Annotated in this window: 16 protein-coding genes; 11 read left to right on the top strand and 5 right to left on the bottom strand. The window is 56.7% G+C overall.

The genetic code is table 11. The features are described 5' to 3' along the window. The first annotated feature begins 35 nt into the window (after positions 1–35). From CLM71_RS13155 to ruvB, 7 genes are all read left to right on the top strand, one after another. On the top strand, positions 36–323 hold the full coding sequence (locus CLM71_RS13155; protein WP_234008575.1) for a zinc ribbon domain-containing protein: 288 nt from the start codon (positions 36–38) through the stop codon (positions 321–323). A gap of 11 nt (positions 324–334) precedes the next feature. Next, positions 335–2,128, top strand: a complete 1,794-nt coding sequence (gene aspS / locus CLM71_RS13150; protein ID WP_105231405.1) for an aspartate--tRNA ligase — start codon at positions 335–337, stop codon at positions 2,126–2,128. Next, positions 2,128–2,574, top strand: a complete 447-nt coding sequence (gene nudB, locus CLM71_RS13145; protein ID WP_105231404.1) for a dihydroneopterin triphosphate diphosphatase — start codon at positions 2,128–2,130, stop codon at positions 2,572–2,574. Before aspS ends, nudB begins: the two co-directional genes overlap by 1 nt. 19 nt (positions 2,575–2,593) lie before the next feature. Further along, a complete protein-coding gene (locus CLM71_RS13140) occupies positions 2,594–3,337 on the top strand; it encodes a YebC/PmpR family DNA-binding transcriptional regulator (protein WP_105231403.1) in 744 nt (247 codons plus the stop codon). Positions 3,338–3,410: 73 nt separating this feature from the next. Beyond that, positions 3,411–3,932, top strand: coding sequence for a crossover junction endodeoxyribonuclease RuvC (ruvC, locus tag CLM71_RS13135; RefSeq protein WP_015672619.1), 522 nt, complete (start codon positions 3,411–3,413; stop codon positions 3,930–3,932). A gap of 133 nt (positions 3,933–4,065) precedes the next feature. Beyond that, positions 4,066–4,680, top strand: a complete 615-nt coding sequence (ruvA, locus tag CLM71_RS13130; protein ID WP_105231402.1) for a Holliday junction branch migration protein RuvA — start codon at positions 4,066–4,068, stop codon at positions 4,678–4,680. 21 nt (positions 4,681–4,701) lie between these two features. Further along, complete coding sequence (gene ruvB / locus CLM71_RS13125) at positions 4,702–5,706, top strand: Holliday junction branch migration DNA helicase RuvB (protein ID WP_015672617.1); 1,005 nt, start codon at positions 4,702–4,704, stop codon at positions 5,704–5,706. A gap of 59 nt (positions 5,707–5,765) precedes the next feature. Here ruvB and znuB read toward each other — a convergent pair whose 3' ends face one another. Both znuB and znuC read right to left on the bottom strand, forming a co-directional pair. Beyond that, positions 5,766–6,551, bottom strand: a complete 786-nt coding sequence (gene znuB, locus CLM71_RS13120) for a zinc ABC transporter permease subunit ZnuB (protein ID WP_105231401.1) — start codon at positions 6,549–6,551, stop codon at positions 5,766–5,768. Then, positions 6,548–7,306: a zinc ABC transporter ATP-binding protein ZnuC gene (znuC, locus tag CLM71_RS13115; protein ID WP_105231400.1), complete on the bottom strand. Its 759-nt coding sequence runs from the start codon at positions 7,304–7,306 to the stop codon at positions 6,548–6,550. The genes znuB and znuC overlap by 4 nt, the downstream gene beginning before the upstream one ends. Positions 7,307–7,383: 77 nt before the next feature. Between znuC and znuA the strand changes: the two genes are divergently transcribed. The 3 genes from znuA to lpxM all read left to right on the top strand — a co-directional run bounded on the left by znuA (position 7,384) and on the right by lpxM (position 10,822). Then, positions 7,384–8,310, top strand: a complete 927-nt coding sequence (gene znuA / locus CLM71_RS13110; RefSeq protein ID WP_105231399.1) for a zinc ABC transporter substrate-binding protein ZnuA — start codon at positions 7,384–7,386, stop codon at positions 8,308–8,310. A gap of 21 nt (positions 8,311–8,331) precedes the next feature. Further along, on the top strand, positions 8,332–9,654 hold the full coding sequence (mepM, locus tag CLM71_RS13105) for a murein DD-endopeptidase MepM (RefSeq protein ID WP_105231398.1): 1,323 nt from the start codon (positions 8,332–8,334) through the stop codon (positions 9,652–9,654). Positions 9,655–9,853: 199 nt separating this feature from the next. Beyond that, entirely contained in the window at positions 9,854–10,822 is a 969-nt protein-coding gene (gene lpxM / locus CLM71_RS13100) for a lauroyl-Kdo(2)-lipid IV(A) myristoyltransferase (protein ID WP_105231397.1), read from the top strand. A gap of 50 nt (positions 10,823–10,872) precedes the next feature. On the opposite strand, the gene CLM71_RS13095 is transcribed toward lpxM, so the two are convergent. The 3 genes from CLM71_RS13095 to CLM71_RS13085 all read right to left on the bottom strand — a co-directional run bounded on the left by CLM71_RS13095 (position 10,873) and on the right by CLM71_RS13085 (position 14,391). Beyond that, positions 10,873–11,763 carry a leucine-rich repeat domain-containing protein gene (locus tag CLM71_RS13095; protein ID WP_234008574.1) on the bottom strand — a complete coding sequence of 297 codons (891 nt, stop codon included), beginning with the start codon at positions 11,761–11,763 and terminating at the stop codon, positions 10,873–10,875. 98 nt (positions 11,764–11,861) lie between these two features. After that, on the bottom strand, positions 11,862–13,304 hold the full coding sequence (gene pyk / locus CLM71_RS13090; RefSeq protein WP_105231396.1) for a pyruvate kinase: 1,443 nt from the start codon (positions 13,302–13,304) through the stop codon (positions 11,862–11,864). Between the two features lie 214 nt (positions 13,305–13,518). Further along, positions 13,519–14,391: a MurR/RpiR family transcriptional regulator gene (locus CLM71_RS13085; RefSeq protein WP_054304816.1), complete on the bottom strand. Its 873-nt coding sequence runs from the start codon at positions 14,389–14,391 to the stop codon at positions 13,519–13,521. 458 nt (positions 14,392–14,849) lie between these two features. On the opposite strand from CLM71_RS13085, the gene zwf reads away from it, so the two are divergent. Further along, complete coding sequence (zwf, locus tag CLM71_RS13080; RefSeq protein WP_105231395.1) at positions 14,850–16,325, top strand: glucose-6-phosphate dehydrogenase; 1,476 nt, start codon at positions 14,850–14,852, stop codon at positions 16,323–16,325. Positions 16,326–16,461: the final 136 nt, after the last annotated feature.

The following is a 16,461-nucleotide window of genomic DNA, read 5'->3' as shown; positions in this document are numbered from 1 at the left end:
CTTCGCACTTATCGGGCGGATGAATTTCCTTTATAATGACCGCCTTTTTTCAACTCTCTTTAATCCAACGACCTATGCCGATTTATGAATATGCATGTGGTGCTTGCACTCATCGATTAGAGAAATTGCAGAAATTTTCCGATGCGCCGCTGACGGATTGTCCGGCGTGTGGGCAGCCTGCGTTGACAAAATTGATCTCCGCAGCCGGATTCCAGCTGAAAGGCACCGGCTGGTACGCGACTGATTTTAAACCGGGCAACAAGAGTTCATCAGATAACAGCGGCGCCCAGGGCAACCCGTCCGGCGCGGCATCGGCTGAGTAAAAGGATAGCGTATGCGTACTGAATATTGCGGGCAGTTGAATCTGTCCCACGTGGGCCAGGAAGTGACTTTGTGCGGCTGGGTAAACCGTCGCCGTGATTTGGGCGGCCTGATCTTTATTGATATGCGCGATCGCGAAGGCATCGTGCAGGTGTTCTTCGACCCGGATAAAAAAGCGGCGTTCGACAAAGCGTTCGAACTGCGCAACGAATTCTGCATCCAGATCGTCGGCACCGTACGCGCGCGTCCGGACAGCCAAATCAATAAAGATATGGCCACCGGCGAAGTGGAAGTGTTCGCCCATGCGCTCGAGATTATCAACCGTTCCGAGCCGCTGCCGCTGGACGCCAACCAGACCAACAGCGAAGAAGCGCGTCTGAAATACCGCTACCTGGACCTGCGTCGCCCGGAAATGGCCGACCGTCTGAAGACCCGCGCCAAGATCACCAGTTTTGTCCGTCGTTTTATGGACGACCATGGCTTCCTGGATATTGAAACGCCGATGCTGACCAAGGCGACGCCGGAAGGCGCGCGCGACTATCTGGTGCCGAGCCGCGTACATAAAGGCAAGTTCTACGCGCTGCCACAGTCGCCGCAGCTGTTCAAACAGCTGCTGATGATGTCCGGTTTTGACCGCTACTATCAGATCGTCAAATGTTTCCGCGACGAAGACCTGCGTGCCGATCGCCAGCCTGAATTCACCCAGATCGATGTCGAAACGTCCTTTATGAGCGCCGAGCAAGTGCGCACCGTAATGGAACAGCTGGTGCGTGAACTGTGGCAGGATGTGAAGGGCGTGGATCTGGGCGACTTCCCGATCATGACCTTTGCCGAAGCGATGCGCCGCTACGGTTCCGACAAACCGGATCTGCGTAACCCGCTGGAGCTGGTGGACGTGGCCGATCTGGTGAAAGACGTCGAATTTAAAGTGTTCTCCGGCCCGGCCAATGATGCCAAAGGCCGCGTGGCGGTAATCCGCGTACCGGGCGGCGCGCAGCTGACCCGTAAGCAGATCGACGAATACGGCGCATTCGTTAACATCTACGGCGCCAAAGGGCTGGCGTGGCTGAAAGTGAATGACCGTGCCGCCGGGATGGAAGGGGTACAAAGCCCGATCGCCAAATTCCTCAGCGCGGACGTGCTGGAAGCGATGCTGGCGCGCACCGACGCACAAAGCGGCGATATTCTGTTCTTCGGCGCTGACAGCAGCAAAATCGTCACCGATGCGATGGGCGCGCTGCGTCTGAAGCTGGGCCGCGATCTGCAGCTGACCAAGCTGGACGCCTGGGCGCCGCTGTGGGTGGTTGATTTCCCGATGTTCGAAGAAGACGACGAAGGCGGTCTGGCGGCGATGCACCATCCGTTTACCGCTCCGCGTGACTCCTCGCCGGAAGCGCTGGCGCAGGCGCCGACCGAAGCCATCGCCAACGCCTACGACATGGTGTTGAATGGCTACGAAGTGGGCGGTGGCTCGGTGCGTATTCACCGCAGCGAAATGCAGCAGACGGTGTTCAGCATTCTGGGCATCGACGAACACGAACAGCGTGAGAAGTTCGGCTTCCTGCTGGACGCGCTGAAGTACGGCACGCCGCCGCACGCCGGCCTGGCTTTCGGCCTGGATCGCCTGGTGATGCTGCTGACCGGCACGGAAAATATCCGCGACGTGATCGCCTTCCCGAAAACCACCGCTGCCGCCTGTCTGATGACCGACGCACCGAGCTTCGCCAACCCGGCGTCGCTGCAGGAGCTGTCCATCAGCGTGGTGAAAAAGGGCGCGGCGGACGACGCTAACTCAGAGAACGCGTGATGAACTATAAACGCCCCGAGTCGGTTCTGGTGGTGATTTATGCGCGTTCCAGCGGCCGGGTGCTCATGTTACAGCGGCGGGACGATACCGAATTCTGGCAGTCGGTGACCGGCAGCCTGGAGGCGGATGAATCGCCGCTGCATGCTGCGCAGCGTGAAATCAAAGAAGAAGTCGGCATCGATGTGGTGGCGGAGAATCTGCCGCTGTTCGATTGCCAGCGCTGCGTGGAGTTTGAACTCTTTGTCCACTTGCGACATCGCTATGCGCCGGGAACCACGCGCAATAAAGAGCACTGGTTCTGTCTGGCATTGCCCGCAGAGCGCGATCCGGTGATTACCGAGCATCACGCCTATCGGTGGCTTGAGGCGGCGGAAGCCGTCAAACTGACCAAGTCATGGAGCAACCAGCAGGCGATTGAAGAGTTTGTGATTAATTCAGTCCAGTAGTTTTTTTTGGAGATTTTTTATGGCAGGTCATAGTAAGTGGGCCAACACAAAACACCGTAAAGCGGCGCAAGATGCCAAACGCGGTAAGATTTTCACCAAAATTATTCGTGAACTGGTCACCGCGGCCAAACTGGGCGGCGGCGATCCCGACGCCAACCCGCGTCTGCGCGCGGCGATGGATAAGGCGCTGTCCAACAACATGACGCGCGACACCATGAACCGCGCCATTGCCCGCGGCGTCGGCGGTGAAGACGACAGCAACATGGAAACCATCATCTATGAAGGTTACGGTCCGGGCGGCACCGCCATCATGATCGAATGCCTGAGTGACAACCGCAACCGCACCGTGGCGGAAGTGCGTCACGCCTTCACCAAGTGCGGCGGCAACCTCGGCACCGACGGCTCCGTGGCGTACCTGTTCACCAAAAAAGGCGTGATCACCTTTGCGCCGGGCCTGGATGAAGACAGCGTGATGGAAGCGGCGCTGGAAGCCGGTGCGGAAGATATCGTGACTTATGATGACGGCGCGATCGACGTTTACACCGCGTGGGAAAACCTGGGCGAAGTGAAAGACGCGCTGGCGACCGCCGGCTTTACCGCCGAAGCGGCGGAAGTGTCGATGATCCCGTCGACCAAAGCCGATATGGATGCGGAAACCGCGCCGAAGCTGCTGCGTCTGATCGATATGCTGGAAGACTGCGACGACGTGCAGGAGGTTTACCACAACGGTGAGATCTCCGACGAGGTGGCGGCTACGCTGTAATGCGTGGTGAATATGGCGCTGTGCGGCTGCAGCGCCTGACGCCGTTGGCGGGCAAGACGGAGCGGATGACATAATGGCGATTATCCTCGGTATTGACCCGGGTTCGCGCATCACCGGCTATGGCCTGATTCGTCAGCAGGGGCGTCAGCTGTCGTATATCGCCAGCGGCTGCATCCGCACCGTCGTGGACGATATGCCGACGCGGCTGAAGCTGATTTATGCCGGCGTCAGCGAGATTATTACGCAGTTCCAGCCGGATTTCTTCGCCATCGAACAGGTGTTTATGGCCAAGAACCCGGACTCGGCGCTCAAATTGGGGCAGGCGCGCGGCGTGGCGATCGTTGCTGCGGTCAACCAGAATCTTGAGGTGTTTGAGTACGCCGCCCGTCAGGTCAAACAGACGGTGGTCGGCACCGGCGCGGCCGAGAAGGCGCAGGTGCAGCATATGGTGCGTTCGTTGCTTAAACTGTCCGCCAGTCCGCAGGCGGACGCCGCCGATGCACTGGCTATCGCCATCACCCACTGCCACCTCAGCCAGAATGTGCTGCGGATGAGCGAAGGGCGGTTAAGCATGGCGCGCGGGCGTTTAAAATAAGCGTTATCAGGCTGCGGAGAGATTGCGGGCGGGTAACGGGCAGGCTGGATATTCATCCAGCCTTTTTTATGTTATAAGCTTAGCAGCATGGCATGGCCGCGGGCCGTGAACAAGAATTGAAGCTGGAGGGTAAATGATAGGTCGTCTCAGAGGTAATATCCTGGAAAAACAGCCGCCGCTGGTGTTGTTGGAAGCGAACGGTGTCGGTTATGAAGTGCATATGCCGATGACCTGCTTCTACGAACTGCCGGAGCTGGGGCAGGAAGCGATCGTATTTACCCATTTCGTGGTGCGTGAAGACGCGCAGCTGCTGTATGGTTTTAACGATAAACAGGAACGCGCGCTGTTTCGCGAGCTGATTAAGGTTAACGGCGTAGGGCCGAAGCTGGCGTTGGCGATCCTGTCCGGCATGTCGGCGCAACAGTTTGTCACCACGGTAGAGCGTGAGGAAATCACCGCGCTGGTGAAGCTGCCGGGCGTGGGCAAAAAGACCGCCGAGCGTCTGGTGGTGGAAATGAAAGACCGCTTTAAAGGGCTTAACGGCGACCTGTTTGCCAACAGCAGTGAGATCAACCTGCCGGCCAACGCCGGCAAGGCATCGGAAGCGGATATTGAAGCCGAGGCCGCTGCGGCGCTGGTGGCGCTGGGATACAAACCGCAGGAAGCCAGCCGTATGGTCGGTAAAGTGGCCAAGCCGGGCGCTGATTGTGAAACCCTGATCCGCGACGCGCTGCGCGCGGCCCTGTAACCGCCGGGATAAGGATAAGAAATGATTGAAGCCGACCGCCTGATCTCAGCCGAGCCGATCACGGAAGAAGAGGTGATCGATCGCGCCATCCGCCCCAAAATGCTGGCGGAGTACGTGGGCCAACCGCACGTTCGCGAGCAGATGGAAATCTTTATTCAGGCGGCCAGACTGCGGGGCGACGCGCTCGATCACCTGCTGATTTTCGGGCCGCCGGGGCTGGGGAAAACCACATTGGCCAATATCGTCGCCAATGAAATGGGTGTCAACCTGCGCACTACCTCCGGTCCGGTGCTGGAAAAGGCCGGCGATCTGGCGGCGATGCTCACCAACCTTGAACCGCACGACGTGCTGTTTATCGATGAGATTCACCGGCTGTCGCCGGCGGTGGAAGAGGTGCTGTACCCGGCGATGGAAGACTATCAGCTGGATATTATGATCGGCGAAGGGCCGGCGGCGCGTTCGATCAAAATCGATCTGCCGCCTTTCACCCTGGTCGGCGCCACCACCCGCGCCGGCTCGCTGACCTCGCCGCTGCGCGATCGCTTCGGCATTGTCCAGCGGCTGGAGTTCTATCAGGTGGCCGATCTGGAGCACATCGTCTCGCGCAGCGCCAGCTGCCTGGGGCTGACGCTGTCGCCGGACGGCGCACACGAGGTGGCGCGCCGGGCGCGCGGTACGCCGCGTATCGCCAACCGCTTATTGCGCCGGGTGCGGGATTTCGCCGAGGTGCGGGCCGACGGCCAGATGACCGGCGAAGTCGCGGCGCAGGCGCTGAATATGCTGAATGTGGATGCGGAAGGGTTCGACTATATGGACCGTAAGCTGCTGCTGGCGATTATCGATAAGTTTACCGGCGGGCCGGTAGGGTTGGATAACCTGGCGGCGGCGATTGGCGAAGAGCGTGAAACGATTGAAGACGTGATTGAGCCGTTTCTGATTCAGCAAGGCTTTATTCAGCGCACGCCGCGCGGACGCATGGCGACCAACCATGCCTATAAGCATTTCGGTATTGAGCGCGAAGAGTGACAGGAAGAATTGACGAAAAAAGGGTCGCGTAAGCGACCCTTTTTGCTGGCTAACGGCGATTACGCTTGCTGTTTTTTCGACAGGCTGAAGACAAACAAAATGGCTGCGCACAGCACCACCGACGGGCCGGCCGGCGTATCGTAAAACGCCGAGAAGGTCAGGCCGCCGGTTACCGCCAGCATGCCGACCAGTACGGCGATGCCGGCCATTTGCTCCGGCGTGCGGGCAAATCGGCGCGCGGTGGCTGCCGGGATAATCAGCAGCGAGGTAATAATCAGCGCGCCGACAAACTTCATTGCCAGGCCGATGGTCAGCGCGGTCACCATCATCAGCACGATGCGCGTGCGCGCCAGATTGACGCCGTCAACGTGCGCCATTTCCGGGCTGATGGTCATCGATAGCAGATTGCGCCACTGCCAGTAGAGCACCAACAGGACGATCGCCACGCCGACGGCAATCATCGCAATGTCATCCGTGGTCACCGACAGCAGATCGCCAAACAGGTAGGCCATCAGATCGACACGCACATCGGACATCAGCGCCACCACTACCAGGCCGAGCGACAGCGCACTGTGTGCCATAATGCCCAGCAGGGTATCCAGAGAGAGCTGAGGACGCCGTTCCAGCCATACCAGCAGCAGTGCCAGCAACAAGGTAACGGCGATTACCGCGTAAAACGGATTGATGTCCAATAGCAGGCCGAAGGCGACGCCCAGCAGCGACGCGTGCGCCAGCGTATCGCCGAAATAGGACATCCGGCGCCAGACGACAAACGAGCCCAGCGGGCCGGCGGCGGTGGCCAGCAGAATGCCAGCCAGCCAGCCGGGGAATAACAGTTCGATCATGCGTCACGACTCCCGGTTTTCTTTAATACGATACGTCCCTTTAAATCGTGACGGTGATTATGGTGATGGCGGTAAATAGCCAGTTGCTCTGCGCCGCGGTTACCGAACATGGCAATAAATTCGGGATGTGTCGACACCGCCTCAGGTGTACCGGAACAGCAGATATGCTGATTCAGACACAGTACTTCGTCGGTTTTTGCCATCACCAGATGCAGATCGTGGGAAACCATCAGCACGGCGCAGTCCAGCTCATGGCGCAGTTGGTCGATCAGATCGTACAGCGCCAACTGGCCGTTGACGTCGACGCCCTGCGTCGGTTCATCAAGCACCAGCAACTGCGGGCGGTTTAGCAGCGCCCGGGCCAGCAGCACGCGCTGTGTTTCGCCGCCGGACAGCTTTTGCATCGGCTGTTCCAACAGATGCGCCGCCTGTACCCGTTTGAGCGCCGGCAGAATATCTGCCTTTTTGACCCCGGGCTTGAGCCGCATAAACCGGCTGACCGTCAGGGGCAGGGTGGCATCCAGATGCAGCTTTTGCGGCACATAGCCGATACGCAGGCCCGGCTGGCGCTCAATGTCGCCTTTGGTCGGCGCAATAAGGCCGAGCACCACGCGCACCAGCGTCGACTTACCCGCACCGTTCGGCCCCAGCAGCGTTAGTATGCGGCCAGGTTGCAGGCTGAGAGAAATATTCGACAGCACATTGCGGCTGCCGAACGAAACGGAGATATTTTTTAACGTTGTCAGTGTAGACATTTCTGATTACATCTTGCAGGACTTACCGAATGTTATAATATCACGCTTCGCTGACAAACACGACGGGATAACACACGATGATACAGAAAAAAAAATGGCTGCAGCGTGCGCTGTTGGCAAGCGCGCTGATGATGGCCGGTAGTGCGACGGCGGCGGTGGTGACATCGGTTCGTCCGCTAGGGTTTATTGCCTCCGCCATCGCCGATGGCGTGACGGAAACCGAAGTTCTGCTGCCGAACGGCGCATCGCCCCATGACTTCGCGCTGCGTCCCTCCGATCTGCGCCGTCTGCGCTCGGCTGACTTGGTGGTGTGGGTCGGCCCGGAGCTAGAGGCGTTCCTCAGCAAGCCGCTGCAGCCGATTGATGCGCAAAAGCAGCTGTCCGTGGCCGCGCTGCCGGCGATAAAACCGCTGCTGCTGAAGGATGCCGAAGGGGGCGAACATCATCATGAAGGGCATGACGATGAGCACGAACACGGTCACCATCACGGCGAATACAATATGCACCTCTGGCTGTCTCCGGAGATGGCAAAAGTGACTGCGATCGCGATTCATGACAGATTGTTGGAACTTATGCCGCAAAATAAAGACAAACTAGACGCGAACCTGCGTCAGTTCGAGAATCTGCTGACGCAAACTGACAAAAATGTTGGTAAGATGCTTACGCCTGTGCAAGGCAAGGGATATTTTGTTTTTCATGACGCTTACGGTTATTTTGAAAAACACTACGGCTTGAGTCCACTGGGCCATTTTACCGTTAACCCTGAGATTCAGCCTGGAGCACAGCGCTTACACCAAATTCGAACACAGTTGGTTGAGCAGAAAGCAGTATGCGTTTTTGCTGAGCCACAATTCAGGCCGGCCGTAATCACTGCCGTTGCCAAGGGTACCAAGGTGCGTTCTGGAACGCTGGACCCGTTGGGTAGCGGCATCGCATTGGGGAAGGACAGCTACGGGAACTTCCTGACAGCGCTGTCGAACCAATACGTGAGCTGCCTGAAGTAAAGCTTATGAGGATATCCAAGAGTGCAGCAGATAGTCCGAACTATCGCTCTGGCGTATAACAACCTGCCTCGGCCCCATCGCGTCATGCTGGGGTCGCTGACAGTCGTCACATTGGCCGTTGCTGTTTGGCGGCCTTTTGTTTATCACCCAGACCATAACCCCATCGTTAAGAACGTCGAACTAGAATCCAGCCAGCTACATTCGCTGTTGCCTGAGGCCAGCGAACCTATCGATATTGATCAACCCACCCCAGATGATGAAATCCCGCAGGATGAGCTGGACCAAAAGGTCGCCGGCGAGGAAGGGGTGCATGAATATGTTGTATCTACCGGCGATACCCTGAGCAGCATTTTGACACAGTACGGCATTGACATGTCGGATGTCGCGCTGCTGGCGTCGCAAAACCGCGATCTGCGTAATTTAAAAATCGGCCAGCAGCTCTCCTGGACGGTGAACGAGGCCGGCGATCTGCAAACGCTGACCTGGGAAGTATCCCGCCGCGAGACCCGCACCTATGAGCGCGTAGGCAACAATTTCAAATCCAGCGAAGAAACCCAAGAGGGCGTGTGGAGCAACAAGGTTATCAGCGGCCGGTTGAACGGTAGCTTTGTCGCCAGCGCTTCCTCCGCCGGGTTGAGCCGTGCTGAAATCAGCGCGGTGACCAAGGCGCTGCAGTGGCAGCTGGACTTCCGTAAGCTGCGCAAAGGCGACCAGTTTGCGGTGCTGATGTCGCGTGAGCACTTTGAAGGCAAGCGCGAGCAAAGCCAACTGCTGGGCGTGCGTATGCGTACCGGCGGTAAAAACTACTATGCAATTCGCGCCGAGGACGGCAAATTCTACGATCGTCAGGGTTCCGGCCTGGCGCGCGGCTTTATGCGTTTCCCGACCATGAAGCAGTTCCGTATCTCCTCCAACTTCAACCCGCGCCGTGTTAACCCGGTCACCGGTCGTATTGCGCCCCATAAAGGCGTCGACTTTGCGATGCCGGTCGGGACGCCGGTATTGGCGGTGGGCGATGGAGAAGTGGTTATCGCCAAGCGCAGCGGCGCGGCGGGCAACTATGTGGCTATTCGTCACGGCCGCCAATACACCACGCGCTATATGCACCTGAAGAAACTGCTGGTGAAGCCAGGTCAGAAAGTAAAACGCGGCGATCGCATTGCGCTTTCCGGCAATACCGGCCGTTCTACCGGGCCGCACCTGCACTATGAGTTCTGGGTTGGCAAGCAGGCGGTGAATCCGCTGACGGCCAAACTGCCGCGTTCTGAAGGCCTGAGCGGTAAAGATCGCCGTGAATACCTGGCGCAGGTGAAGGAAGTGGTGCCGCAGTTGCAGCTGGACTGAGTCCGCCGTTAAAATTTATTCATTGGCCCGATCCGCGATCGGGCCTTTTCCTTATTTGGCGTTTCGCCGTGGCGAATTGCAAATTCATCATCTGCAATTATTATACCCAATAGCCTTTGAATCGCGCGCGAGTGGGAAATCGCCGTGCAGCGCGTAATGTCTGGGATAATAGCCGAATCGCTAAGTTAAGAGTTGGTGCATGCAAAACGAAAAAAAGTCGAACGTAGAATTTATCCCGCAGTTTCAAAAAGCCTTCTTCCATCCGCGCTACTGGGGCGTCTGGCTGGGGACGGGGCTGATGGCCGGCGTCTCGCTGATACCTGCGCGGATGCGCGATCCGCTGCTGGGCGGCTTGGGCCGGTTGGCCGGTCGGGTGGCAAAAGGCGCCCGTCGTCGCGCCCGTATTAATCTGTTGTATTGCCTGCCGGACGTGCCGGAAAGCGATCGCGAGCATATCATTGATGAAATGTTCGCCACCGCGCCACAGTCGATGGTGCTGATGGCGGAGCTGGCTTGTACTAACCCGCAGCGGGTACTGAAGCGCGTGCGCTGGCACGGTGAAGAGGTGCTGGATAAGATCCGCGCAGAAGGGCGCAACGTTATTTTCCTGGTACCGCATGGCTGGGCGGTGGACGTGCCGGCGATGCTGATGGCGGCGCGTGGTCAGCCGATGGCGGCGATGTTCCATAACCAGCGTAACCAACTGGTGGACTATCTGTGGAATGCGGTAAGACGCAAATTTGGCGGCCGCATGCATGCACGTAACGACGGCATTAAACCCTTTATCAGTTCAGTTCGCCAAGGGTACTGGGGCTATTATCTGCCGGATCAGGACCATGGTGCAGAGCACAGCGAGTTTGTCGACTTCTTCGCTACCTATAAGGCAACGCTGCCGGCGGTCGGACGCCTGATGAAAGTGTGCCGCGCGGCGATCGTGCCGTTATTCCCGGTGTATGACGGTAAAACCAGCATGTTGGATATCTATATCCGCGAACCGATGGACGATCTGGCTCAGGCTGACGACAACCGCATTGCCCGGCGGATGAATGAAGAGGTGGAGAACCTGGTGGGGCCGAACCCTGAGCAGTACACCTGGATCCTCAAACTGTTGAAGACGCGTAAGGAAGGGGAGATTGAACCCTATTCGCGCGATGATTTATACCGCTGATGCGTAGGTGAAATAATGTAAAAAGGCGCCCAAATGGCGCCTTTTGTTATTTACGCGTGCACCATACACCCTCGTTCGATCAGCAGATCGAGAATCGCAGGGTAGCGGGTGAAATCATTCCAGCGTAAATCAAGCCGGCGCAAACTTTTCATCTCGGCCAGACTGGCCGGTAACGTCGTGAGCCGATTAGCGCGCAGATCCAGAGTTTGCAACTTGCTCAGCTGTCCTATGTTTTCAGGCAGGTGAGTGAGCTGATTAAAGCGCAAATTAAGCTCACACAGTTGGGAAAGCTGACAGAACGTATCCGGCAGGTGGGTAATGACGTTGTTGGAGACATCCAATATGTTGAGCGTGCCTAACTCACCAAAGCTGGCCGGCAATGACGTTAACTGATTGTGCATCAGATGTAATTCCCGCAGCAGTGACAGCCGATGGACGGATTCAGGCAGATGAGCGATCTGATTATGGTAAAGCCTGAGCTCTTGCAACGACGTGAGCTGACAAAGGAAGTCCGGCAGGGTGGTCAGGCGGTTGTCAGTAACGTTCAGATAGCGTAGCGCTGTTAGCCCGGACAAGGATACCGGCAAATCGCTGAGTTGATTGTCGCTGAGGTAAAGGTATTTCAGCTTGTCGAGCTGACCGATTTCGTCAGGGATCACGCTAAGTTGGTTGTGTCCCAGATCGAGCATTTCCAATTGCCGCAGTTGAACAATTTCATCCGGCACAGCAGTTAACTGATTCACGGATATGTTCAGCACTTGCAGTTGGCTGTGGTTGACGATCTCCGGCGGAAATACTTTCAGTTGGTTGTTATAGAGGCTTATTTTACGCAGCCCCGATCCTGCCAGCATGGCGGCATCAAGCTGGTCGAGCTGTTGACCGTCCAGTTCTAAATTTACGGAGCGATTTGTATCAAGATGCGGGGTATGTTGATGCAGCACGCCGTACTTTCCTTATGGTTAGGACAACGTTGAAGGGTTCCATCATTGGTAAAAGAACACCGGCCTGCTCAGGGCAGGCCGGTCAATTGAGTATAAGATTACTCGATTCGCAGGATACGGCTGGTATTAGTGGTGCCGACGGTGCCCATCACGTCGCCCTGCGTGACCAGCACTAAATCGCCGGACAGCAGGTAGCCTTTGTCGCGCAGACGGTTGATGGCGTCATTGGCGGCGGCAACGCCGTCGGTGTGGCTGTCGAAATAGACCGGCGTGACGCCACGGTACAAAGCAGCCAGGTTTAATGTGTGCTCATGGCGTGACATGGCGAAAATCGGCAGGCCAGAGCTGATGCGGGACATCATCAGCGCGGTGCGGCCGGATTCGGTCATGGCGATAATTGCCGTGACCCCTTTCAGGTGGTTGGCGGCGTACATCGAAGACATGGCGATTGCTTCTTCGATGTTGTCAAACTGCACGTCCAGACGGTGTTTGGAAACATTGATGCTAGGGATCTTCTCCGCACCGAGACACACGCGCGCCATGGCGGCAACGGTTTCCGCCGGGTATTGGCCGGCAGCGGTTTCCGCCGACAGCATTACGGCATCGGTGCCGTCCAGCACGGCGTTTGCCACGTCCATCACTTCCGCACGGGTTGGCATCGGGTTGGTAATCATCGACTCCATCATCTGGGTAGCGGTGATGACCGCACGGTTCAGCGTACGGGCGCGGCGGATCAGCGTTTTCTGAATGCCTACCAGTTCCGGATCGCCGATTTCCACTCCCAGGTCACCGCGTGCCACCATCACCACGTCGGACGCCAGGATGATATCGTCCATCGCTTCTTCATCGCAGACGGCTTCCGCACGTTCAACCTTGGCAACGATTTTGGCATTACAGCCCGCATCACGCGCCAGACGGCGTGCGTAGTGCAGGTCTTCACCGGTACGCGGGAAGGAGACCGCCAGGTAATCAACGTCAATTTTGGCGGCGGTGATGATGTCGGCCTTGTCTTTTTCGGTCAATGCCGCGGCAGACAAACCGCCGCCCAGTTTGTTAATGCCTTTGTTGTTGGACAGCGGGCCGCCGACGGTCACTTCGGTAAACACCTTCATGCCTTTGACTTCCAGCACTTTCAGCTGCACGCGTCCGTCGTCGAGCAGCAGCACATCGCCCGGCACCACATCGGCAGGCAGGCCTTTATAGTCGATGCCGACTTTTTCTTTATCGCCTTCGCCTTTCGCCATTTCGGCATCGAGCAGGAATTTATCACCAACGTTCAGGAAGACCTTGCCTTCCTTGAAGGTGGATACACGAATTTTTGGCCCCTGAAGATCGCCGAGGATAGCAACGTGCCGACCCAGCTTCGCGGCGATTTCACGCACTTTATCCGCTCGAGCCTGGTGGTCTTCCGCATTGCCATGGGAAAAATTAAGCCGGACTACGTTGGCGCCGGCAGCAATGATCTTTTCCAGATTATTGTCGCGGTCGGTAGCCGGACCCAGTGTAGTAACGATTTTGGTTCTTCTGAGCCGTCTGGACATGTATTACTCCGTTGACTGGTGAAGCAAATAAAAAAAGTGTTGCGATAAGCATCGGATAACGCGAACCAGCGTGAAACGTTACCATAGCCACGTTTCATTACGCTGGCGTCACACCCGGGTTATCCGCAGGAACGTGTTACACGGTACAACCTATAGTGCCGCCGATCAAATCGCCTCGCAGAGGCTGTCCGGCGGCGAAAGAGGGCCATTTCGATTATGACTCGAAACTGTTGGGGATCTCTACGTCTTTATCAAAGCGCGATTCTTTCAACGCTTCCTTGACCCGCTTCAAGTTATCTCTGAATTTATCCCCGCGGCGCAGGGTAAAACCGGTCGCCAATACGTCAATCAGCGTAAGCTGCGCGATGCGCGATACCATCGGCATGTAGACGTCGGTATCTTCCGGCACGTCGAGCAGCAGCGCCAGCGTCGCTTCACGCGCCAGTGGCGAATCATGCGAGGTGACGGCGATCACCGCGGCATCGTTGTCGCGCGCCAGACGCGCCATTTCCACCAGATTCTTGGTGCGGCCGGTGTGTGAAATCAGCACTACCACGTCGCCTTCGCCGGAGTTCATGCAGCTCATACGCTGCATCACAATGTCGTCGAAGTAGGCGACCGGGATATTGAAGCGGAAGAACTTGTTCATGGCGTCATGGGCTACCGCCGCAGAGGCGCCGAGGCCGAAGAAGGAGATTTTTTTCGCCTGGGTCAGCAGGTCTACCGCACGATTTATTGCGGCAATATCCAAATTTGCCTTTACTGTATCCAGGCTGGCCATCACCGATTCAAAAATTTTACTGGTGTAAGCCTCGACGCTGTCGTCTTCCTCGACGTTGCGATTGACGTAAGGCGTACCGTTAGCCAGGCTCTGCGCCAGATGCAGTTTAAAATCGGGAAAACCTTTGGTATCAAGACGGCGGCAAAAGCGGTTTACCGTTGGCTCGCTGACGTCGGCCATACGCGCCAGCGTGGCGATGCTGGAATGGATCGCCGTCTGCGGCGATGCGAGGATCACTTCGGCGACTTTTCTTTCGGATTTGCTCAGCTGTTCTAAATGGCTCTGAATTTTTTCCAGCGTATTCATATAACGGGTGTCACTCATGGTTTTTTACCCTGCATATTTCCGGTTGCCGGTGCGTAAAAAACGCGCCTGATATCTACGGGGCGGCGCGAGTGGCCGGCCTGCGCCAGGATGCAACGAGAAATCAATTGGGTATATCGATTTCAATCAAAGGAGAAATCAATGCCGGTTTAGTGAAAATATACTACGTGCTGGTAACCGTTGGCAGTCTCGACAGAGCGTTTGCTGGGATTTTTCACCAGAATATGAGCTGTGTCTAACTTTCATAATGGTAAAAGAGCGACAAAAAAGACAGAAAATTACAATTTTGGCTAACGTTGGCGGTATCGGCAGACTTTCAACGTATAGCCGCAAAGTTTCTGGCGTTTTTCTGCTTTTAATCCGGGTTTACTGGCCGTAGGTAAAGAGAGTACATTAGTAATGTAAGAAAATTACAAATATCCTGCAACGAGGAGATGAACATGGCGGTAACCTCTACAGCCCAGGCGTGCGACCTGGTTATTTTCGGCGCGAAGGGGGATTTGGCGCGCCGTAAGCTGCTGCCTTCCCTGTACCAATTAGAAAAAGCCGGTCATATCCACCCGGACACCCGCATTATCGGGGTGGGCCGTGCAGAGTGGGATAAAGACGCTTATATCAAGATCGTCAAAGAAGCGCTTGAAACCTTTATGAAGGAAAAGCTGGATGACGAACTGTGGGCTACGCTCAGCGCGCGATTAGATTTCTGTAATCTTGATGTCAACGACAGCAAAAATTTTGCCAAACTGGGCAAAATGTTGGATCAGGAAAACCGTACCACCATCAACTACTTTGCGATGCCGCCAAGCACCTTCGGCGCGATCTGCAAAGGGCTAGGCCAGGCCAAATTGAACAAAGAGCCGGCGCGCGTAGTGATGGAGAAACCGCTGGGCACCGATCTGGCCTCTTCACGCCTGATCAACGATCAGGTTGCCGAGTTCTTCAATGAAAGTCAGGTGTACCGTATTGACCACTATCTGGGCAAGGAAACGGTGTTGAACCTGCTGGCGCTGCGTTTCGCCAACTCGCTGTTCGCCTCCAACTGGGATAACCGCACCATTGACTCGGTGCAGATCACCGTTGCGGAAGAAGTGGGCATTGAAGGGCGCTGGGGTTACTTCGATCAGGCCGGTCAGATGCGCGATATGATTCAGAACCACTTGCTGCAGGTACTGACCATGATCGCCATGTCGCCGCCGGCGGATCTGACCACCGACCGTATTCGCGACGAGAAGGTGAAAGTGCTGCGTTCTCTGCGCCGTATCGATCAGCGCAACGTGCGTGAAACGACGGTGCGCGGCCAGTACACCTCCGGCTTCGTGCAGGGGCGTAAGGTTCCGGGTTATCTGGAGGAGGAGGGCGCCAACAAGAGCAGCAATACGGAGACTTTTGTCTCCATCCGCGTGGATATCGATAACTGGCAGTGGGCCGGCGTGCCGTTCTATCTGCGTACCGGCAAACGTCTGCCGGCTAAATGCTCCGAAGTGGTGGTGTACTTCAAAAACCCGCCGCTTAACCTGTTCAGCGACTCATATCAGCAGCTGCCGCAGAACAAGCTGACCATCCGCCTGCAGCCGGATGAAGGGATTGAGATCCAGGTACTGAATAAAGTGCCGGGCCTTGACCATAAGCACCATCTGCAAACCACTAAGCTGGATCTGAGTTTCTCGGAAACCTTCAACCAGGAGCACGTAGCCGACGCCTACGAGCGTCTGCTGCTGGAAAGCATGCGCGGTATTCAGGCGCTGTTTGTCCGCCGTGATGAGGTGGAAGAGGCCTGGAAGTGGGTCGATTCCATCATGGACGCATGGAAAGCCGACAATGACGCGCCTAAGCCTTATCAGGCGGGTACCTGGGGGCCGGTGGCATCGGTGGCGATGATCACCCGCGACGGCCGTTCCTGGAACGAGTTCGAATAAGTTGTTACGCCGGCAGCGAGTCTGCCGGCTTTTTTTTGCCTGTCGATCAGGCTGAGGGTACGGCCGGACTTTTCAGACCATGATCTGAAGGCCCTGTGGCAGGGGCGTGCCATACACCAACCTCAATGTGGAGAAA

Source organism: Serratia sp. MYb239, from assembly GCF_002966855.1.
GTDB classification, from domain to species: domain Bacteria; phylum Pseudomonadota; class Gammaproteobacteria; order Enterobacterales; family Enterobacteriaceae; genus Serratia_B; species Serratia_B rhizosphaerae.
The sequence above is the reverse complement of the archived record's forward strand: the minus strand, read 5'-3'. Positions and strand labels throughout refer to the sequence as shown.